Origin of the sequence: Marinobacterium sp. xm-m-312, assembly GCF_013283295.1 — a bacterium.
Lineage (GTDB): Bacteria > Pseudomonadota > Gammaproteobacteria > Pseudomonadales > Balneatricaceae > Marinobacterium_E.
Genome location: NZ_WBYS01000007.1, coordinates 96,100 through 116,342, shown reverse-complemented (window position 1 = coordinate 116,342; position 20,243 = coordinate 96,100). Strand labels below are relative to the sequence as shown.

17 protein-coding genes and 4 tRNA genes are annotated in these 20,243 nt (G+C 48.1%); 10 read left to right on the top strand and 11 right to left on the bottom strand.

Annotated features, from left to right (window positions below):
- Positions 1–8: 8 nt before the first annotated feature.
- From XMM312_RS10035 to XMM312_RS10020, 4 genes are all read right to left on the bottom strand, one after another.
- Positions 9–359 carry a hypothetical protein gene (locus XMM312_RS10035; RefSeq protein WP_173481103.1) on the bottom strand — a complete coding sequence of 117 codons (351 nt, stop codon included), beginning with the start codon at positions 357–359 and terminating at the stop codon, positions 9–11.
- 255 nt (positions 360–614) lie between these two features.
- On the bottom strand, positions 615–4,028 hold the full coding sequence (locus XMM312_RS10030) for an SbcC/MukB-like Walker B domain-containing protein (RefSeq protein WP_173481104.1): 3,414 nt from the start codon (positions 4,026–4,028) through the stop codon (positions 615–617).
- Positions 4,015–4,734 (bottom strand): DUF4194 domain-containing protein, encoded by a 720-nt coding sequence (locus tag XMM312_RS10025; protein WP_173481105.1) that lies wholly within the window; start codon positions 4,732–4,734, stop codon positions 4,015–4,017. Before XMM312_RS10025 ends, XMM312_RS10030 begins: the two co-directional genes overlap by 14 nt.
- A complete protein-coding gene (locus tag XMM312_RS10020; protein ID WP_173489174.1) occupies positions 4,734–6,134 on the bottom strand; it encodes a Wadjet anti-phage system protein JetA family protein in 1,401 nt (466 codons plus the stop codon). The genes XMM312_RS10025 and XMM312_RS10020 overlap by 1 nt, the downstream gene beginning before the upstream one ends.
- Positions 6,135–6,430: 296 nt before the next feature.
- Here XMM312_RS10020 and XMM312_RS10015 point away from each other — a divergent pair, with 296 nt between their 5' ends.
- The 3 genes from XMM312_RS10015 to XMM312_RS10005 all read left to right on the top strand — a co-directional run bounded on the left by XMM312_RS10015 (position 6,431) and on the right by XMM312_RS10005 (position 10,142).
- Positions 6,431–8,695, top strand: coding sequence for an Orn/Lys/Arg decarboxylase N-terminal domain-containing protein (locus tag XMM312_RS10015; protein ID WP_173489173.1), 2,265 nt, complete (start codon positions 6,431–6,433; stop codon positions 8,693–8,695).
- 43 nt (positions 8,696–8,738) lie between these two features.
- Entirely contained in the window at positions 8,739–9,602 is an 864-nt protein-coding gene (locus tag XMM312_RS10010; protein ID WP_173489172.1) for an RluA family pseudouridine synthase, read from the top strand.
- A gap of 120 nt (positions 9,603–9,722) precedes the next feature.
- Positions 9,723–10,142: a hypothetical protein gene (locus XMM312_RS10005; RefSeq protein WP_173481109.1), complete on the top strand. Its 420-nt coding sequence runs from the start codon at positions 9,723–9,725 to the stop codon at positions 10,140–10,142.
- A gap of 58 nt (positions 10,143–10,200) precedes the next feature.
- On the opposite strand, the gene XMM312_RS10000 is transcribed toward XMM312_RS10005, so the two are convergent.
- The 3 genes from XMM312_RS10000 to ycaO form a co-directional block, all read right to left on the bottom strand.
- Complete coding sequence (locus tag XMM312_RS10000; RefSeq protein WP_173489171.1) at positions 10,201–10,848, bottom strand: LON peptidase substrate-binding domain-containing protein; 648 nt, start codon at positions 10,846–10,848, stop codon at positions 10,201–10,203.
- Between the two features lie 55 nt (positions 10,849–10,903).
- On the bottom strand, positions 10,904–11,902 hold the full coding sequence (locus XMM312_RS09995; RefSeq protein WP_173489170.1) for an ArsJ-associated glyceraldehyde-3-phosphate dehydrogenase: 999 nt from the start codon (positions 11,900–11,902) through the stop codon (positions 10,904–10,906).
- Between the two features lie 465 nt (positions 11,903–12,367).
- The gene (gene ycaO / locus XMM312_RS09990; protein WP_173489169.1) at positions 12,368–14,113 is read right to left on the bottom strand and encodes a 30S ribosomal protein S12 methylthiotransferase accessory factor YcaO; all 1,746 of its coding nucleotides are present in this window, start codon (positions 14,111–14,113) and stop codon (positions 12,368–12,370) included.
- Between the two features lie 154 nt (positions 14,114–14,267).
- On the opposite strand from ycaO, the gene XMM312_RS09985 reads away from it, so the two are divergent.
- The 6 genes from XMM312_RS09985 to XMM312_RS09960 all read left to right on the top strand — a co-directional run bounded on the left by XMM312_RS09985 (position 14,268) and on the right by XMM312_RS09960 (position 15,474).
- A tRNA-Asn gene (locus XMM312_RS09985) sits at positions 14,268–14,343 on the top strand.
- Positions 14,344–14,367: 24 nt separating this feature from the next.
- Positions 14,368–14,444 (top strand) — tRNA-Pro (locus tag XMM312_RS09980).
- Positions 14,445–14,462: 18 nt separating this feature from the next.
- Positions 14,463–14,539, top strand: a tRNA-Pro gene (locus XMM312_RS09975).
- A 9-nt stretch (positions 14,540–14,548) separates the two neighbouring features.
- Positions 14,549–14,624 (top strand) — tRNA-Thr (locus XMM312_RS09970).
- A gap of 89 nt (positions 14,625–14,713) precedes the next feature.
- Entirely contained in the window at positions 14,714–14,899 is a 186-nt protein-coding gene (locus XMM312_RS09965; protein WP_173481113.1) for a DUF6726 family protein, read from the top strand.
- Positions 14,900–14,991: 92 nt separating this feature from the next.
- Positions 14,992–15,474 carry a universal stress protein gene (locus XMM312_RS09960; RefSeq protein ID WP_173489168.1) on the top strand — a complete coding sequence of 161 codons (483 nt, stop codon included), beginning with the start codon at positions 14,992–14,994 and terminating at the stop codon, positions 15,472–15,474.
- A gap of 3 nt (positions 15,475–15,477) precedes the next feature.
- On the opposite strand, the gene XMM312_RS09955 is transcribed toward XMM312_RS09960, so the two are convergent.
- A complete protein-coding gene (locus tag XMM312_RS09955; RefSeq protein ID WP_173489167.1) occupies positions 15,478–15,897 on the bottom strand; it encodes a DUF4426 domain-containing protein in 420 nt (139 codons plus the stop codon).
- 11 nt (positions 15,898–15,908) lie between these two features.
- Positions 15,909–16,475, bottom strand: coding sequence for a peroxidase-related enzyme (locus XMM312_RS09950; RefSeq protein ID WP_173489166.1), 567 nt, complete (start codon positions 16,473–16,475; stop codon positions 15,909–15,911).
- Between the two features lie 115 nt (positions 16,476–16,590).
- On the opposite strand from XMM312_RS09950, the gene XMM312_RS09945 reads away from it, so the two are divergent.
- A complete protein-coding gene (locus tag XMM312_RS09945) occupies positions 16,591–16,995 on the top strand; it encodes a response regulator (RefSeq protein WP_173489165.1) in 405 nt (134 codons plus the stop codon).
- Between the two features lie 98 nt (positions 16,996–17,093).
- Here the strand turns inward: XMM312_RS09945 and modF are convergent, their stop codons facing one another.
- Both modF and ilvC read right to left on the bottom strand, forming a co-directional pair.
- Complete coding sequence (modF, locus tag XMM312_RS09940; protein WP_173489164.1) at positions 17,094–18,539, bottom strand: molybdate ABC transporter ATP-binding protein ModF; 1,446 nt, start codon at positions 18,537–18,539, stop codon at positions 17,094–17,096.
- A gap of 97 nt (positions 18,540–18,636) precedes the next feature.
- On the bottom strand, positions 18,637–20,109 hold the full coding sequence (gene ilvC / locus XMM312_RS09935) for a ketol-acid reductoisomerase (RefSeq protein ID WP_173483503.1): 1,473 nt from the start codon (positions 20,107–20,109) through the stop codon (positions 18,637–18,639).
- Positions 20,110–20,243: the final 134 nt, after the last annotated feature.

Here is a 20,243-nt window from a genome sequence, read left to right as displayed (position 1 = left end):
GAGACTCCTTACTCTATATCCAGATTAGCCCGCATCAGGGGCTGATCGCTCAAATCAAAACTCATCAGTTGTAAATCGATGTCAAACCAACTCTTAAAGAGATCAAGCGAGAGCGGTTTGGGCCAAAAATCCTGAAACTCATCCCAGGCAGAGAGTTCGTTCTCAAAGATCGTCAACCAGTGCTGTTCAATCTCTGAGGTGAAATCCTCATCAGAATCGACCTCATCAAAGAGGTAGAGGTTGGCTTCACTGCGCAGCTCCTCTAGTGAAGGAACCGGCTCTTCTGAGCCCGCCAAAAGCCACTCATGAAAAGGAGCCTTGGGTTTAATGCTAATACCCGAGCGGTTGATCAAACGCATAGACTCTCCAATACATAGATTTACTTATAACCATATAACCTGACTATACCGCAGTTGCACAAAGGGAGCACTAGTAGATTTCGCTGAGTGGAAAAGGAACAATAAAAAAGGGGTCTGACCTGGGCCAGTCCCCTTTTCGGGCAATCGATCGCCTCATCTTCGATAAGGTTCCGACACTTAAGTTGTTGGAGCGATCTTAAGAGGCCTCGATTAATACCTGTTGGAGCGGTCTCATTGAGGCCGCGACGCTATTTGTTAAAGCTCCGCCGCTTCCTCTTCTGCCATTACCTTGTAAGGGTGATCAGACGCCAATAGCGCTTTACCAAGATCCGTTGGGAACTCGACATCAATGTCGACCACACGACCGTCACGACAGACGTTAATGATAGTATCCATGCAAGTACTGAGCAGAGAGTACTTCTCATCCGGCGCAGCAATAATGGTTTGGAGACCCAAATCACTCATGAAGCCAAGCGAGGTAACGGTGTTCTCTGAATCCAGCTTGTTGAACGCCTCATCGAATACCGACAGGCTGAAGCCACCCACAGGCTTACCATCACTACCCTCTTTTAGGCGGTAGGTCGCACCCAAGGCGGCCGCCATCGCGACGTAGAACGGTACCTGGTGCTCACCACCGGAACCGGTCTTGATACGCTGCGACAGGGTTGTCTTACGATTGCCGTCAAGATCTTTAACCACCAACTCGAAGTTGTAGAAGTTACGGTAGTCCTGAAGCAGACTGCTCTCGCCTTCATCTTTAAGTACTTCGTGAATTCGTTCTAGAGCATCCTTGTGCTGCGCATTGTCATCAAACTTCATATCAAACAACGAGCCCACATTGGCAGAATCGAGCTGCGTATAGGCCTCAACCAACTCAAGAATGTCTTTCAACTCAGGGTTAGGTGACATCTCAAAGCTGTACATCTCTTTATGGAAAGGACGGTTCTTCAAGTGCGAGTTTAGCTCACGGATCAGATCACGAATCTTATTGATCTGGTCATTCAGATGGGCCACGAAGTCAGAACGGAAAGCAGACTCAGCCTCTAGACGAGCTCGCTCGGCCTTCTCTGTGTACTCTGCCAATTCAGATTCACGGAGTGCCTCAACGGTCTCGTTAACGTAACCCTCGAGATCTTCATGACTGGAGTCTGGTCCAACCTTATCCAACTCATGGTGAGTCAAACCGCCACCGTGGTGACGCGCTTTATACTGTGCAACGGCATCACGGACACCGTTCTTTTTCTTCTCATGCAGAGCCAGTTCAGACTGAGCTTTCTTGGCCGCTTCGAAGATGATGCGTTCCAACTCACCATCACAGCTCTCATCGAGGTAGTCGCGTTTCTCCTGCGCAGACTGAGCGTCGAACTCATTCTTCGCTTCACAGGCTGCACGCGCTTCAGCATGCTCTGTTAGATCGGTCTCTAGCACCTCTAGCTGAGCAGTATCACGGATCAGGCCTGTACGGGCTTTTTGCAGCTTATCCATCAACGCTGCTTGAGTGGACTCGGTCTCTTTCTGCTTAGCCGCCAGATCGGCAATGCGCTGCTGAATACCGGTATCGTCATGGTTACGGAGATCGACAATAGTCTGCTGGTACCCTTCAATCTGATGCGTCAGTTTCTTACGCTGTTCTGTCAAATCAAACAGAGGCTCGTTCACTTGAGACAGACCGCCATCAAGGCTTATTAACGCATCACGTAGCTTCTCTAGAGATTCGTGCTGACGACCTAGCAGTGTGAACTCATTGACCAGCTGATCGACCTGCTTGCCCTGCAGTTCAAGTTGATCACCACGACGACGAATACCCATAATTGGTGTCAGTTCATTAATTGATGTGGTTGAACCTTCGGTCTGCAACATGCAGTCATAGGTCAACGCACGCTCCTGTTTCAAAAGCTCCGCTTCCGTCTCAACCGCCATGACACCGCCCAGTGCGCGATTCATAAATGCGCGGGCATCGTCAGAGTCAGACTCGATAAACTGAGCCAGAGAACCTGGCTTAGTGCGGTGTAACCAGTCACCCGATTTAGTGGTGTTGATGATACGACACCCTTTCAGGTGACGCCCTTTACGGCGGTAGAGTGTAATCGCCTCTTTGACACGATCAGGATCGACGACCAATGCTTCGCGGCGAGCACCTAAGAAGGACTCAATTGCAATGCGCCACTTGTCATCGGTAATATCAACCAACTCACAAATGGGTGTTGAGTCGATACCGTACTCACTCAACAGCTCCATCAATTCAGCCGTGTTACGACGAACGGGGGCGCGCCCCTGCTGAAGCTGTTCTACGGCACTCTTCTGGTTCTGTATCTGAGCGCGCAGTTCAGAAATACGGATAACTGACTCTTCATAACGACGCGACACTTTACGACGAACGTTCTCAATCGACTTACGCATTGCGTTTAGCGTGTTATCGACGCTGACAGGATCTGAAGGCCAAGCGTCTGCCATTAGGTTTTCACCCGAGCGCCAGATCTCTGATGCTTGATCCACCAGTGCTGCAAACTCTTCAGGCAAGAACTCACGATTCTGATTAAAGCTCACCGCTGTGCGCATCAGCGAGTAGGCCTTCTGAATGCGCTCTTCGATGACATTGAGTTCGTGTTGACCAACGCGTATAGAAGATTCCATCGCGTTAATCTGATGCGCAGCATCGGTGTTGTTTAGCGCTGCACGTGCGTTGGCAAGATCCTGCATAACCTGATTGAGATCAGCACCAATATTGGTTAGCTCTCGCTCAACTTCCGCCTCTTGCTCTTGCCACTTCTCTAGACGCTCTTCAGCCTCCTCTTTACGAAGGTCGGCACTTTCAAAACGTGACTCGTGAACAACCCACTCGTACTCGACGGCGTTTTTGATGTTACGACTGATACCCTGGCAGAGCTCTTGTACTTTAACCAGTTCATCAATACGGTTAGCCACATCACGCGTCTTCTCCTCCATCGCTCGATACTCATCCAGCGATTTACGGAAGGCTCCGACATGCACTACGTTCTCATCCAAGACAAACTCGCGAACGAATCGAGTCGGACTATCAATGGGTACAAATTTAAGAGCGTTTTTGAAGTTCTTGATGAATTTGTCATCGTCATTCGGCATCGCTGGATCGTGACTCAAGTGGGTCACAACCTCACGAATGTAGCGGCTTGCACGCTTCTCTAGCGTCATATCCGGACACTGTTTAAGCAGGCTTTCACGAACTTCATTCCAAGGACGCGGCATACGACCACCGCCCTCTTTTCGACTAAAGTCATCCAGCGAAACAGAGAAGTTAGGCAGAATAAAGCGACCCAAAACCTCTTCATCTGGGCTGGCGGTTGATGCACTGATCGCAACACCAATACAGCTCTCTTGTGCCGTCTCAGTATCAAAGAAGCTCATCGCCAGATAGCTGATAGAATCTTCACGGGCACTGTTGCTTTTACCACCATCATCCATAAAACCGAGACAGTAGGTGCGCAGTGAACGCTCAGACTTTTCACCCGCCGAGGCGTTAAAACTTAAGTGGCGCTTATGGCCACCCATCAAAATGGTCTGCATGGCGTCCAGTAGTGACGATTTACCTGAGCCGTTAGGACCTACAATCGCGACATTACCTTTGATCGGGATCTCTTGAGCACCCAATACATACCAGTTAACTAGAACGATGCGATTAAGCTGTTTCATCGTCAGACTCCTCTACTGCACCCTTCTCTTCTGACTCCACTGACTCATCAGCTGGCTCACTCACCTCTTCGATCGACTCCTCTGGAGTGTCAGCAATATCATCCATCAAGGCCGCATCAGCGCTTTCGATGTCACAGAGCGCCTCAAGCTGTCGGATGTAATCTTCGACCACCACTTGACGAATGGTGGGGTAGATGCCGATTGGAATGTTTTTAGGGTCGGTCTCATTCGCCTTGCCGCGTTCAATCAAACCGTGACGTGAGAAGAGCGACAGGATCTCTTTTAGACGCGTCTCATTAGGGATCTCTTTACCGGTTAAACTCTCGTAAGTGCTCAACAGATCATCAGACGTGGTGTACGCCTTACCGCTCTCTACTTCGAAATTTTCCAGTTTCTGTTCATACATTTGACGCATACAGAGCATCAACAGAGACTCATCGAGCTTCAATCGCATGACTCGCTCTTCACCCTGGGGTAGCACACCCAAATAGGCTTCATCAGGTTGATAGACCAGAGACCAACCCAGTGCCGCGAACAGGTTACGGAAGTACTCCATATTCTGCGAAATAAGGAAATAAGTATCACGCTGTGCAGGGCGATCCGCATAGAGGAACTGGTTTGTCAGTAGTGAGTTTGCAGCGCGAACGAAATCGGCTTCTGTACTCTTTTCATTGCGCGTCAGCGCTTTTTGTAAATCACCAAGCATCAGGCGTTATTCCTGTGTATTTTGAAACCACGGCACTCCACCATATCGGCAACGCGCACGTACTCTTCATCAAATTCTATTTGGTAGCGTTCAGCTGTCTTGCGCGCTTTCTTACCTAACGAATTTAGGTGTCGTACATAGCTGAAGCAGATGTAATCTTCGATTGAATCAATGGTAAATTCAGACGCCGCCACTAAGGTTTCGCCGTTTAAGAAGTGACGATCTAAGTAGGCCTCGATTCGATCCACTTTCACCTCACGGCGCGCCTTCCACTCTTTGAAGAGTTGACGCATGTAAAGCACCTTAGGATCGATCTGCTGTTGGGTAATGACTCTAGGCGCTGTCTCAACACGTCGACGCACTGGCGAGCGAATTGACGAAGGCGAGATAAAGCCGTACTGATCAAGTGATTGAACCGGTGGTATCTCTCGACCATCTTTCTCCGCCAATTTGGCAATGACACGCGACAAACGAGCCGCCATACCCGGCGTTGTCTTGTCCATGTAACGAACAGTGTCGGCTACCCGTTTCTCTAACTGGTAACGGAAATCATCAATGATCGCCAGACGCTGGTCGACCGACTCGAAGATCCGGATGATGCGATTGATGTGCTGGTGCACCATCGCTTCCGCAGTCTCAGATTCGATCTCATACTGCATCTGATAGTGTTCAGTCAGCATCTCTACCTTCAGCGTATCGAACTGAAGATCACGCAATAAAGAGAGAATTTGACGTCTAAAACGGAAGGGGTTGTTCTTTGTTTTCAACGTCTTATAGTCAGAAACAAGAATGTGCTCAACGAAACGATCAAAGAAGCCACGGACAATCTCTTGCGGGTTATGCGACTCAGCCAATGATATTTTAAGTTCGCGCAGACCCAACATCATATCGGTCAGGTGTGCACTGAACTCGGCTGCTGTGTCTGCCGCTTCCGATAGGGTAATACCACGACCCACCGGATCATTGATGGCCGATTCCAGAGACGACAGCACGTTAAGAACGGTGCCACCGTAACTGCGTTTTTCCAAACGCGCGATCGAAACCAGGTTACGCAACAGATAACTGACCGAAGGTGAGAGCAACACATAGGTGCGATAGATCTTCTGCTCTTCCTCTAACCAGCCCGTTTGCACTAGGCGTCGGTAGATACGGTTTGTGTAATCTGCGCTAGAGGTAGGCAGCTCCGCCTCCTCTTCAGACTCAGCCACCCACCGACGAACACCAAGCTTAACAACGGCATTTTCGATGGTTGAACGGACTAAATCTTTGGCAATAAAGGGGTCTATCAGATCTTCATCAAAGAAGAGATCGGCCAGCTCAAGAAGAACAGACTGGTAAACCTGTCTATTCTGCCCAGAGAGCGGCGCAAATATATCGTCTGGTAGCTTATTGAAAAGCACTAAAAATCCACCATTTGAGGGCTACCCATTCAATAGGCAGCAAATCGAATAACCATCGATTCTAACAAAAAAAGGAGTGCTGTATAGGCCTCTTAGATGAGACTTTGGCGTAAATGAAAAATCTTTAACCCTTGAGTCAAAAAATAGCCCCCAACCACCCTGCCACAAGAACTGTTTTACCTAGCATGAAAGCTTGTTATTATCTGCTTTAAAGCGGGCCAACATGGCCCATCAGTACCGCAGAGTGACCTATCTCACCGAAGCGGATTCGTTTCACCACCTTAAAGGCGTTGTGGATGAAATTTCGTTTCCCTGTCGTCATCATTGACGAAGATTTCCGTTCTGAAAATATCTCTGGCTCAGGCATTCGTGACCTTGCAGCCGCCATTGAAAAAGAGGGTATGGAGGTTGTCGGCTTAACCAGCTACGGCGATCTTACTGCATTTGCTCAACAGGCGAGCCGCGCCAGCTGCTTCATCATCTCCGTCGATGATGAGGAGTTTGATTCGGGTGAAACGGATGATCTGTCCGACGAAGTACTGAATAACATCCGCGACTTTATTACCGAAGTTCGCAAGCGTAACAACGAGATCCCAATCTTCTTGTACGGTGAAACTCGTACCTCTCGTCATGTGACGAATGATATTTTGCGTGAGCTTCACGGCTTCATCCATATGTTCGAAGACACTGCCGAGTTCGTTGCACGCCACATTATTCGTGAAGCGAAAAAGTACCTCGAATCACTAGCACCGCCGTTCTTCAATGCGTTGATGAACTACGCAAGCGACTCTTCATACTCTTGGCACTGCCCAGGACACTCGGGCGGTGTTGCCTTTTTGAAAAGTCCGGTTGGGCAGATGTTCCACCAGTTCTTCGGGGAGAACATGCTGCGTGCCGATGTCTGTAATGCGGTTGAAGAGCTTGGACAGCTTCTGGACCACACAGGCCCTGTTTCAGATTCAGAGCAGAGTGCTGCACGCATATTTGGCGCAGACCATCTCTTCTTTGTCACTAACGGTACCTCGACGTCGAACAAAGTGGTCTGGCACTCAACCGTTGCCCCTGGCGATATTGTGGTAGTGGATCGTAACTGTCATAAATCGATTCTGCATTCGATCATCATGTGTGGTGCGATCCCTGTCTTCCTAATGCCAACTCGTAACCACTACGGCATTATCGGACCGATTCCAAAGAGTGAGTTTGATCCCGAGACGATTCGTCGCAAGATCGAAGAGAACCCTTTTGCTCGTGAAGCACTGAACAAAAAACCTCGTGTACTGACACTGACGCAATCGACCTACGATGGCATTCTCTACAACGTAGAGACGATTAAATCGATGCTGGGCGACACCATTGATACGCTGCACTTTGACGAGGCCTGGCTGCCTCACGCAGCATTCCACAAGTTCTACAACCACATGCACGCGATTGGCGGCACAGAGAGCCGTGAACGCTCTGACGACACCCTGGTGTTTGCAACACAGTCAACGCACAAGCTGTTGGCAGGTCTGTCACAGGCCTCTCAGATCCTAGTGCAGGACGCTAAGAACCGTAAGCTGGATACCTTCCGATTCAACGAGTCCTACCTGATGCACTCATCGACCAGCCCTCAGTATGCGATCATCGCCTCTTGTGATGTTGCCGCTGCAATGATGGAGCCTCCCGGTGGTACAGCACTGGTCGAGGAGTCCCTGTACGAGGCGATCGACTTCCGTCGTGCCATGGTTAAGGTCGAAAAAGAGTTTGGTGAGAACGACTGGTGGTTCAAAGTTTGGGGACCTCAGAAGTGGGATGATGAAGGTCTTGGCGATCGTGATGCTTGGGTCATCCATGAAGATGACACTTGGCACGGTTTTGGCAAGATCGAGTCTGGCTTTAACATGCTCGACCCCATTAAGGCGACCATTATCACACCTGGATTGAATATCCATGGTGAGTTTGATGAGCACGGCATTCCGGCGGCGATTGTCAGTAAATACCTTGCTGAGCACGGTATTATCATTGAAAAAACGGGACTCTATTCGTTCTTCATCATGTTCACCATCGGCATCACTAAGGGCCGCTGGAACTCCATGGTGACTGAACTTCAGCAGTTCAAAGATGACTTTGATAACAACCTACCCATGTGGCGGGTTATGCCTGAATTTGTCGCACAGCACCCTGAATATCAGCGAATTGGTCTGCGTGATCTTTGTCACTCACTGCACGACATCTACCGCAAGTACAATGTCGCAAAAATCACGACAGAGATGTATCTCTCTAAGATTGAGCCAGCTATGACACCGGCAGATGCTTGGTCGAAGATGGCGCACCGTGAAGTTGAACGTGTCTCTATTGATGAGCTAGAGGGTCGAACCACAGCCATGCTCGTGACACCTTACCCACCGGGCATACCACTACTGATACCGGGTGAGCGCTTTAACTCAACCATCGTTGACTACTTGAAGTTTGTTCGCGAATTCAACGCCAAGTTCCCTGGCTTTGAAACAGACTGTCACGGCCTAGTGCGAGAGAACATCAACGGCGTCGACCACTACTACATTGATGTCGTAAAAGACTGATTCAAAAAGACGAGATAACGGCACCTTCGGGTGCCGAATTTTTATGAAGATAGAGTTCGAAAAAACCATCACCACTGAACAAGCCGGCAGCAATGTCACTGACTTTCTGGCGCAAGAGACTGCAATCTCCAAACAGAAAATTAAGGACGCACTGAGTAAAGGCGCCTGCTGGCTGAAGCGTGGCCAAAAAGGTCGTAAGCGCCTGCGTAAGGCCAAAGAGATTCTGCAAAAAAACGATCGGATCTCTCTCTTTTACGATTCTGAACTCTTAGGCCGAAAGCCAGAGGGCGCGCAATGTTTAGTGGATGCTCAAGGTTACTCTGTCTGGTTCAAACCAGCCGGTATGGTTGCACAGGGAAATGACTGGTGTGATCACCTCGCCATTACTCGTTTAGCCGAGCAAACACTTGAACCGAAACGCGCTTCGTTTTTGATACACCGATTGGATCGTGAAACGGCAGGTCTGATCGTGATCGCTCATAAACAGGGTGTTGCAGGCGCCATCTCGCGCGAATTCCAAAACCGTAAGGTTGAAAAATTTTACCGCTGTCTTGTCTCAGGCCAGGCACCTGAGTCCGGTGAAATCATCAATAAACTGGATGGCAAACCAGCCCATACCAAATTCACCCGACTGCACTACAACCCCGATCGTGACTATTCGGATCTCTACGTAGAAATACTGACCGGGCGAACACACCAGATCCGACGTCATCTCAATCAGATCGACCACCCTGTTATGGGTGATCCACGCTACGGAAGTGACAACAAAAACCTAGCAGGCATGCAGTTATTTGCTGTCAAACTGGCATTCAACTGCCCTATTCAACGCCGCAAAGTCACGTTTGAACTCTCCAACGAGTTTTTGAAACAGCACAGCAACTCGGAGTTGTCTGACGCAACTGTCTGACCCAGTCGTAATGACACAGGGTCTGACCTATGGTCTGACCCTAACAATCTCAGAAGCATCAAAGAGCAGATGACAGGCTAAAGCCAGTCACTGGTATACCGACTTGGCTTCGGAGCTGCGGTGACTGGCTTTCAGCCTGTCATCCGCCAGACCAGCCACTCAATAGATATCGCCAACCACTGCGCAAAGCCTTACAATACTCGGCTGACCTATTTGGATGGAATCATGTTCGACAAAAAGACCAAAGCCCAGATCCGCGCCGAGCTTGAACAGCAAGTTCAGGATTTTCTGCGCTCTGGTGGCGAGGTTAAAGAGATTCCTCAGGGTCAGAGTGGAGTTCCGCACGGAGGACTGATACGCCCCGTCTTTAATGACGGCAAACCGCGCGAGTCGAGAACCCCCTGCGAGGGTGTGTTGCAGACCATCGATGCAAGACGCCTAATCAAAGAGCGCCCTAAATTAGCTAGAAAACTGAGTAAACCTAAACGCAAAGTCATTTACGACGATTTCGGAGAGCCTATCCGAGAAGTTTGGGAGTAAGAAACCTGCGAACAAGTCCCGCAGAGAAGATGCGAAACTTATTCGCAGATTCCCTAGGTCAGCGATTCATTAAATCCAGTGTGAATCTGAGTCGCTCCACCGCACTCTCCATCTCCAGTGCTTGCTGCAAATAGTGAGCATCAAATCGAATTAATCCAAACAGCTCAAAACTGAACGCTTGTGGCGATTTTGTTAACCACTCCTCTTGATTGAGAATGTCTCTCAATTTATTGGCCGCTCGGCTATCACCTTGCACCATTGCCAGTACACGATGGCGCACCTTATCAACCAGCTCAATCGCTTCTGATAACTCATCTTCAGTCATCTCACGATCAGCCATTGGTTGACACTCATACACCGAGTAGGGAATCTGCTGCAGTGATCGACCCAAACGGTATCGCTGATCGATATGGACATCCACCACTAGACGCCCATCATCTAACTGCTTAATCAGCTCGCACTGACCAGCACTAAACACTGTGTAGGGTCGATAGGTTGCCTGGTTTGTCTGCAACGCCTCTTTCAGAGGCAATCCCGATTTGGCAGGACTGATCTCTTTTTGTGTGTGACAAATCGCTACCGGCATACCTGTCTCCAAACAGTGATTGATCATCTGTCGGTAACGAGGTTCAAATACATGCAACGGAAACACGGTGCCAGGAAAGGTGACACAGTCGGGAATGGGAAAAATGGCGATTTGAGTCACGCAGCCTCCTTAAAGTAGTTAAAGAGATTACGCAACTCAATTAGGGTCGGACTACTTAAACTCGGTGACCGACTTTAAGGGCCAGTTCGGCCGTACGGTTCGCGTAGCCCCACTCATTGTCATACCAGAGGTAGAGTTTCACATGAGTGTCGTTAACCACCATGGTCGAGAGCGCATCGACGACACTTGAACGAGGATCCGTCTTGTAATCGATCGAAACCAGTGGACGCTCTTCATAGCCCAGAATCCCAGCTAAATAGCTCTCAGATGCGGCTTTAAGCAACTGATTAACCTCTTCAACACTGGTCGCTCTGTTGACCTCAAAGACACAGTCTGTAATCGATGCATTGGTTAGAGGTACACGTATCGCGTGGCCGTTCAATTTACCTTTCAGGTCTGGGAATATATGCGTAATGGCCGTCGCCGAACCGGTTGTGGTGGGAATCAAACTGGTGCCACAAGAGCGAGCACGACGCAGATCTTTGTGCGGAGCATCAATAATAGTCTGGGTATTGGTAATATCATGAATGGTCGTCATAGAACCATGTTTAATACCTAAATTCTCATGAATTACCTTCACCGCAGGTGCTAGACAATTGGTAGTACATGAGGCGGCTGTCACAATTCGATGCTGCTCAGGGTCAAATAGGTCATCATTTACCCCCATGACGCAGTCCAACACACCCTCTTGCTTAACCGGCGCCGTGACGACGACACGCTTAACCCCTTGATCAAGGTAGGGCTGGAGTGCCTCTTTTGATTTGAACTTCCCTGACGCCTCTATGACCAGGTCACAGCCACTCCAGTTGGTCTCATCAATGGTCTTGTGCGAGCTAACGGCAATGAACTGATCTGCCACCTGCATGCCACCATCAACGGGAAGTGCCTCTCTGCTCCAACGTCCATGAACGGAATCGAAATTCATAAGGTGAGCCAAGGTTGCCGCATCCCCAGCGGGATCATTGATCTGAACAATCTCCACATCCGCACTATCAAACAGTACACGAGCTGTCAGACGGCCCATTCGACCAAACCCATTGATACCAACGCGCATAAAATACTCCTTCATAAGATGACAGAATTATTTCAGCGTTTTGTTACAAATTGAAGACAAATGAATCTTTTGACACATATCAATGCGGCTATATTAGAAAGGCGTAATCTACAGTTAACCAAACAAACAGAAGGAGCAAGCAAATGGCTGCTATTTCAAAAGATCACACACCGGCAACTGTATGGGCACTGGATCTAGTCTTTCTACTGATCGCGATTTCACCCGCCCTAATTTTTGTAGGCTCACTGATCGCAGGTTAATGGTCGATAAGGGTTAACTGCCCATAGGATAAAAGGTCAGCGGATGCTGGCCTTTTTTGTGGAAAAAAAAAGCACCCACTGCGGGTGCTGAATTGTGCTGCTAATAATAGGAATCGAACTAGACAGCCAAGGGACAATCACAAATTAAAACTAGCATCTAAATAGAGCCTCTGCGACCGCAACTGTGCTGACTGTCCCTATTGTCTTAATACCGTTTTTCATAAGAACCTGACTTCACATCATGCAAACGCTTATAGACTGTTAGCAGAGAGTGATGAGTGTTTAGGTTAGAGAGTGTCTCATCAAGCCCGGACAGAGCATCGAACAGCTTCTCTCCAGCAATATTAGCCAGAGCTTCTTGGTATAGCGCTTCACCATAGAGCGCAACCAATGGGCGTTCATACTGTTCTCGTTCACGATTGGAATCTATCTCTAATCGTATCAATTCAGAAAGACAGCGGTGCAATTTAATCTCATCGTCTGTTAGGTGACCAAAGTTTAACATCCAGTCAACTTGCTCTAGGGCTAACTCTAACTCGCCAGACTTAAGCGCGAGCTTGAACTTAATATCCCCAATGCGAACACGATCCCAGGGCGAATCAGAGTCCGTTGCGACCCCTAACAGCTTAGCAAGACGCTGTTGATCATCAAATCCACCCTGCTCTAACTCTTCCAACAGATCCAACGCCATCTCCTGATCAAGTTGAGCGGGCGATAACAGTCGTGATCGCAGAGGCGCAGCTAGATTGTTGTTTCGCCAAATTAACTCATCAACAGGATAGATCTCTGACATCCCTGGGACCAAAATCCTGCAACAATCGAGCCCAAGGTGTTGATAGTCAGCAATATAGATCTGTAAATCTACGCCATGAATGATTCGACAGAGCTCGTCAAACTCATCCTCAGAACTTCCCTCTATATTCCACTCGGTAAAGGGGTAATCAGGCTCATCGGCGAACATATCCCATGCGACAACCCCACTGGAGTCGATAAAGTGCGTCTCCAAGTTTTGAGGCTCTGCCGCCTCATCAATATCAAAGGTTGGGTGCGGGAAATCGTTCAGAGAGTCCAAAGCCCTACCCTGCAACAACTCAGTGACGGTTCGCTCCAGTGCAACTTCAAACTTAGGGTGAGCACCAAATGAAGCGAAACAGCCACCATCATTGCGATTAAAGAGCGTGACATTTACCAGAGGGTATTTTCCCCCAAGAGAGGCGTCACGCACATCAACCAAAAATCCTTGAACACGCAGTGCTTTGATGGATGCTTCGATGCGAGGATATTGTGCAATCACCTTAGCCGGAATGCGCGGCAGTGTAATACCGCTGGAGATAATGGTGTTCTTTATATGACGCTCAAAAATCTCAGACAGCGCTTGAACGCGCGCTTCAAAGAGATTATTGCCGGCAGCCATACCATTGGAGACATAGAGATTCTCCAACACATTGACTGGAAACCAGACTGTCTGTTTATCCGACTGACGAACAAAGGGTAAAGCGCACACACCCCTATCAGCTCGACCCGAGTTTAGGTCTACCAACATATCGGCACTGAGCTCCTCATCAGGGTCGTAGTGATTTCGGCTGTTTTGATCCAGCAGGCCTTCTGGCCACTGACCGGCAGAGGCTGGGAACCAGCGCTCATTGGGATAGTGAACAAACTCACGATCGGAAATGTCTTGACCGAAAAAGTAATCGGCAAAAAAGTAATTAGTACTCAATCGTTCATAGAACTCGCCCAGCGCACTGGCAAGACAAGCTTCAGGAGTAGACCCTTTACCGTTAGTAAATAATAGTGGGCAGTGACGATCACGAATATGCAGTGACCAGACGTGAGGCACAGGATTGAGCCAACTCACCTCCTCTATGTCAAAACCAAGCTCCTTCAGCCCCTGACTCATGCGCTCGATCGACTCTTCAAGCGGGGCATCTTTTCCTGGAATTCTGGTCATTTTTTGTACTCTTTGTGGGCTAACAGAGGTGTCAGCTAACTTATTATTTATTCGAAAGATTATACCTGAAGAAATAGTAGGAAAAAGTTCAAATGAGCGCTTGACGAAGGTCCGCCCCGTAATTAGTATATGCGCCCTCAGTTGAGCAAACAGTTCCTCGATAGCTCAGTTGGTAGAGCAGTAGACTGTTAATCTATTGGTCGCTGGTTCGAGTCCAGCTCGAGGAGCCAACTTTACTCAACAAGAGAAAAAGTCGGAGTATAGCGCAGCCTGGTAGCGCATCTGCTTTGGGAGCAGAGGGTCGTAGGTTCGAATCCTACTACTCCGACCACTTTTTCTCACTCCTTGTCGGAGTATAGCGCAGCCTGGTAGCGCATCTGCTTTGGGAGCAGAGGGTCGTAGGTTCGAATCCTACTACTCCGACCATCTCTTTGTGCCGGTATAGCTCAGTTGGTAGAGCAACTGACTTGTAATCAGTAGGTCCCGAGTTCGACTCTTGGTGCCGGCACCATTTACTACCTCTTATCTCCGTTCATTTTTTCTTTAAGCACTCTGAGAATATAGCCACTTTTATCGGCGTTTTTAAGGTATAGTGCTCGAATGAATATTAAGCTCATTACCTTATCCCTTGCAGCCCTGACTCTTCAAGGCTGTGTACTTACTAAAGTCGTGACGGTGCCTATGCGCGTTGGTGGGGCAATCATCTCTGTCGTACCCGTGGTCGGTGACCCAATTGACGAGTCAATCGACACCGTGGCGGATGGAATTGACAAAATCCCGATCTAAAATTGCTCTAAATCAGACAAAGATGTTCTTTTTCTGACACCCTGCCAAACACTCTCTAAAGTACAGGCATAAGACCCAATCTGGAGAGTGTTATGCTACCTGCCGTAAACAATATTCTTTACGCATCAGACATTAGTGATGGCTCACGCCCTGCGTTTCGACACGCAGTTAAACTCGCCGAGCTGTACGATGCCAAACTCACCTACTTACACGCCGTCGAGAAGATCAGTGACGGCGCAGCTGCTGTTCTACAAAATGTCATCGATCGTGATGAGCTTAATGAGTTAGAGAGAAGTGGCTCTGCCCGTTTGATGGAAAAAGTGGAACAACGCATCAAAGCGTTTTGCGAGGACGAGGTTCCAGAAGGGTCCATTAATCCGAGCGACATTGCCACCTGCGTCGATCAGGGCACACCTTGGCAAGTCATCATCGATACAGCTGACAAGATCAATGCGGATATGATTGTCATGGGTGTTCGGACCCATGCGACCCTTCAGCACATGTTACTGGGCTCAACGTCACGCAAAGTCATGAGCCACAGTGTAATACCCGTGTTGATCGTCCCTTTAAGCTAATAGTTAGCGATTAAACAGACGCTGCTCAAACTGATGATTGAGTTGAGCGTCTGTCTCTTTGAGATCGGTTACAACACTGAATCGAGTCACTTCACCATGCGTGAACGGAAAGTTAGCGGTGTACATGATGCGCATCCCTTCATAAAACTCACGCATCTCCAATACCACGTCTCCTGTTGATCCTGACACTCTTACCTTTGGATCCTCAAATTGATAAGAACCGAAGGTCACAGGATCAACGCAAGTGATCGTCAAGTAGCCCAATGAGGGCTTACGTTCGAATCCATATAGATCTGCCACATGTTCGGAAAGCTCTTCACTCGCAGAAACATAGGTTTTAACCTTACAATCTTCTGCCCACACACCGATTGAAACTAAGGCTAAAGAGCCAGCAAATAGTGAAGCTGTGACCTGTTTTTTCATAACAATCCTTACTAGCGACCTAAACTGTAAAATTCATCATTAGGGCGCAAACTCATGACATTGGCCATGCGATTAGAGAAGCCAAACAACCCTGTGATTGACGTGATATCCCAAATATCATCATCACTGAACCCCTGAGCATGCAGCCTATCAAAGTCTGCCTCACCGACCTCATTAGCTGATTGAGCGACCTTCATGGCAAAGTCCAACATAGCGCGCTGGCGGTCAGTAATGTCTGCTTTACGGTAGTTAGCGACTATCTGATCGGCAATCAATGGATTTTTCGCACGTATTCTCAAAATTGCGCCGTGCGCAACAACACAGTATTGGCACTGATTAAGACTACTAGTGGCTACCACAATCATCTCACGCTCAGCCTTTGTCAGCCCCGATTCCCGCTCCATAAGCGCATCGTGATAAGCAATGAACGCACGGAACTCGTCTGGCCTCCTAGCCAATGCCAGAAAAACATTAGGAACAAAACCGGACTTTTCCTGAACCGTTAAAATAAGATCACGGATATCCTCAGGTAGATCCTTTATATCAGGGGTACTAAAAACACTAATCTGATTACTCATTAGAAGAGACTCATATTCTAAATTTTTACTATTTATACCAGAAACATGATCTGTGCTGTATTGAACTGATTCAATCAGTGCTAGGATAAATCTATAGGATAAAGTAGATAGAACAATGACAGATGACACCCGAAAGCCAAGAATACTTATAGTTGAAGACGATGAATTTTCTCAAGATTTCATCAGTGGAGCCCTAGATACACTGGCTGAAGTGAGTATCGCAAACAGTGGCGAACAGGCGCTTCAAAAATTGAGTGACACCGGTCAATTGCCAGATTTAGTGGTTGTCGACATTGTCATGTATGCAATGAACGGTATCGAGATTACCCGTTATATTCGCCATGATTTGAGTGAATATAAAATACCTGTCTTTGTTCTGTCTTCACACGCTGATGCAGCAATGGAGAGAATTACCTACAGTGCTGGTGCTACCGTGGTGTGTAAGAAAGGACTATCATCACAAGCTTTGTTACAGCGCATTCGCGGGCTTCTGGATATTTCATTTAATCCCCACTCTTAAGAAACATTGCGTACACAGGTATATTGGACCGTCAATAACTACTAAAAATCTTATTCCAACCGCACTACTCATTGCACTATGGGTGGTTCGTTAACGGATTAGGATTGGCGTTTCTGCATCGCCATAAAGTGCTCTATCCCTTTGATTTGATCTTCAGCGTGGTGGTTTACATACAAGACGGTCGTCTCGTTACCCTCACAGATCTTCTCAATCAGAGCCAATACCAACTGTCGGTTCATATCATCTAGCCCTAGACAGGGCTCATCCAGAATTAATAGCGGTGGATGTTTTACCATGGCGCGCGCAATCAACAAGAGTCGCTGATCACCGTAAGAGAGCTTGTTGAACGGCACATCGGCGCGATCCTGCATACCCAGCAGTGCAAGCCACTGATCGGCAATCATCTTCTGATTATCGGTTGATTTGGTGTACATACCAATGCTGTCAAAGAAGCCCGAGATAATGACATTTTTACAACTGATGCTGACACGATACTCCCATTGCAGTGCGGTCGACACATAACCAATAAACTGCTTAATCTGCCAGATACTCTCGCCGTTACCGCGCTGAAAACCGAACACAAAGATGTCGTTGACGTAACACTGCGGGTGATCGCCAGTAATCAATGAGAGCACACCTGTTTTACCACTGCCGTTTGGACCGCTCAGTTGCCAATGTTGGCCAGGATTTATCGTCCAGTTGAAGCCCTCAACAATTACTGCATCACTGTATTTGATCGAGATATCGGTCAGTTTGACCAGTGGATCATTCGGATTCAGTTCTGGAAGCGGGTTAGCAGGATCCGCCGGTGGAACCTCTAGATCTGTCGTTTTCAAGTGAAGCAGTTGGTATAGCTCTGCATAAGCCGATTCATCGCTGCGATCGACCTGAAACGCCAGACGGCCGGCATCATTACCCACTTTCTCCATGTAAGCGACATGCGTAATAAAATCGGGCATCTCATCGAAGCGGTTTAACACCAGTATCATCGGCGTTGTATCAATGATGCTTGCTAAATGCTTCTGCAGCATCGCAAGCGTATCAGCATCTAACCCATCAAAGGGTTCATCTAAGATCAACAGTTCAGGGTTGTTGGCCAACGCACGCACCAACATCATCTTTCGGCTCTCACCGGTCGAGAGCTTGCGGAATGCTCTATCCAACAGGGGTGACAGACCGAACTGCTCGACTAATTCAGCCGCTAATAGTTGATCTTCACAGTGTTCAAAGATCATCTCTCGAACGGGTGTTCCTTCTGAGATGACATCTAAAATATCCGCGTCGTCCTTTTTCAGCTCCTGCTTGATCAATTCAGCCTGTGCTTCGAATGAGACGAGTCCAACTCTGTTTGGGACTCCCTCTATGGATCCATTCAATGCATCACCAAACCCTGCTAACACCGCTGCAAGCGCCGACTTACCAGAACCATTGGTACCGGTGATGACCCAATGCTGATTGGGCTCAATGGTCCAATCGACCCCTTTAAGGTCAAAGCGTTCATCAAAGTTTACGTCAAGGTTTTCAATGTGAATGGATGTCGACATGGGGATTCCTAATCAACAAATAGAGTTTATAAAAAGCATAAAGCCGAGTACTCCTTGCGAGGCACTCGGCTTTGAGTCGTTTAAATTTTATCTAAAATTAAACGATCTTCTTCATGTCAGCCATGTGGCCACGAAGAACTGTACCGATCGCTTCAACTGGGTGAGCGCGTAGTGCAGCGTTAACTTCGATTAGACGAGCGTTATCTACGCCGTTGTCGTCAAGATCTAGGCCTTTACCGATAACGTCAGACTTGATGCCCTTCATGAAGTCAGCTAGTAGCGGAACACACGCGTGGTTGTATAGGTAACAGCCGTACTCTGCAGTATCAGAGATTGTTGCGTTCATTTCGTAAAGCTTCTTACGAGCGATAGTGTTTGCGATTAGTGGAGTCTCGTGAAGTGACTCGTAGTACGCAGACTCAGCGATGATACCAGCAGCCGTCATTGTTTCGAATGCAAGCTCAACACCTGCTTTGACCATAGCAACCATAAGGATGCCTTTGTCGAAGTACTCTTGCTCAGAGATCTCTACGTCGCCTGCTGGAGTCTTCTCGAAGTTAGTCTCTGCAGTCTCTGCACGCCATTTAAGAAGATTAGCGTCATCGTTCGCCCAATCCTCCATCATGACACGTGAGAAAGTGCCGTCGATGATGTCATCCTGGTGCTTGTTGTAAAGCGGACGCATGATCACTTTTAGCTCTTCAGCAAGGTCGAAACACTTGATCTTAGCTGGGTTAGATAGACGGTCTAGCATGTTGGTAACGCCGCCGTACTTAAGTGCTTCAGTGATGGTTTCCCAACCGTACTGAATCAACTTAGATGCGTAACCAGCGTCGATACCCTCTTCAACCATCTTGTCGAAACATAGGATCGAACCAGTCTGCAACATACCACAAAGGATAGTCTGTTCACCCATAAGGTCAGACTTAACTTCTGCGATGAACGATGACATTAGAACGCCCGCTTTGTGACCGCCAGTACCTACAGCGTAAGCTTTAGCCAGTGCTAGACCTTCACCCTTAGGATCGTTATCTTCGTGAACCGCGATTAGAGTTGGAACACCGAAGCCACGCACGTACTCAGCACGTACTTCTGAACCAGGACACTTAGGTGCAACCATGATAACGGTTAGGTCGTCACGGATCTGCATACCCTCTTCAACGATGTTGAAACCGTGTGAGTAAGATAGGCAAGCGCCCTCTTTCATCAGAGGCATCACCGCGTTAACAACGGCTGTGTGCTGCTTATCTGGAGTTAGGTTAAGTACGACGTCTGCAGTAGGAATAAGCTCTTCGTAAGTACCAACAGTGAAACCGTTGTCCGTTGCGTTTTTCCATGACTGACGCTTTTCAGCAATCGCTTCAGGACGCAGAGCGTAAGAGACATCTAGGCCTGAGTCGCGTAGGTTAAGACCCTGGTTAAGGCCTTGCGCACCACAACCTATTACAACCATTTTTTTGCCTTTAAGCGCTTCAACGCCATCAGCAAATTCAGACATATCCATGAAACGGCACTTTGCCAGTTCCGCTAGCTGCTCACGTAGTGGCAGTGTATTGAAGTAGTTAGCCATGCTAAACAGATCCTAATTTAATTGGGAGGTGCGTCGTTGAACGACACGGACAACTGACTAGAGTTCTAATCAAAGTGGGCAGATTATAAGCAAAACCAATAGTTTCTTAAATTGATATATTTGCAACACAACAT

What these genes read in the sequence shown, in the direction of transcription:
- XMM312_RS09965 (WP_173481113.1), top strand. Translation starts at nt 14,714, where the DNA reads ATGAATATTAAGCTCATTACCTTATCCCTTGCAGCCCTGACTCTTCAA.
- XMM312_RS10030 (WP_173481104.1), bottom strand. Translation starts at nt 4,028, where the DNA reads ATGAAACAGCTTAATCGCATCGTTCTAGTTAACTGGTATGTATTGGGT.
- XMM312_RS10025 (WP_173481105.1), bottom strand. Translation starts at nt 4,734, where the DNA reads ATGCTTGGTGATTTACAAAAAGCGCTGACGCGCAATGAAAAGAGTACA.
- XMM312_RS09950 (WP_173489166.1), bottom strand. Translation starts at nt 16,475, where the DNA reads ATGAGTAATCAGATTAGTGTTTTTAGTACCCCTGATATAAAGGATCTA.
- ilvC (WP_173483503.1), bottom strand. Translation starts at nt 20,109, where the DNA reads ATGGCTAACTACTTCAATACACTGCCACTACGTGAGCAGCTAGCGGAA.
- XMM312_RS09945 (WP_173489165.1), top strand. Translation starts at nt 16,591, where the DNA reads ATGACAGATGACACCCGAAAGCCAAGAATACTTATAGTTGAAGACGAT.
- XMM312_RS10035 (WP_173481103.1), bottom strand. Translation starts at nt 359, where the DNA reads ATGCGTTTGATCAACCGCTCGGGTATTAGCATTAAACCCAAGGCTCCT.
- modF (WP_173489164.1), bottom strand. Translation starts at nt 18,539, where the DNA reads ATGTCGACATCCATTCACATTGAAAACCTTGACGTAAACTTTGATGAA.
- XMM312_RS09955 (WP_173489167.1), bottom strand. Translation starts at nt 15,897, where the DNA reads ATGAAAAAACAGGTCACAGCTTCACTATTTGCTGGCTCTTTAGCCTTA.
- XMM312_RS10015 (WP_173489173.1), top strand. Translation starts at nt 6,431, where the DNA reads ATGAAATTTCGTTTCCCTGTCGTCATCATTGACGAAGATTTCCGTTCT.
- ycaO (WP_173489169.1), bottom strand. Translation starts at nt 14,113, where the DNA reads ATGACCAGAATTCCAGGAAAAGATGCCCCGCTTGAAGAGTCGATCGAG.
- XMM312_RS09995 (WP_173489170.1), bottom strand. Translation starts at nt 11,902, where the DNA reads ATGCGCGTTGGTATCAATGGGTTTGGTCGAATGGGCCGTCTGACAGCT.
- XMM312_RS10010 (WP_173489172.1), top strand. Translation starts at nt 8,739, where the DNA reads ATGAAGATAGAGTTCGAAAAAACCATCACCACTGAACAAGCCGGCAGC.
- XMM312_RS09960 (WP_173489168.1), top strand. Translation starts at nt 14,992, where the DNA reads ATGCTACCTGCCGTAAACAATATTCTTTACGCATCAGACATTAGTGAT.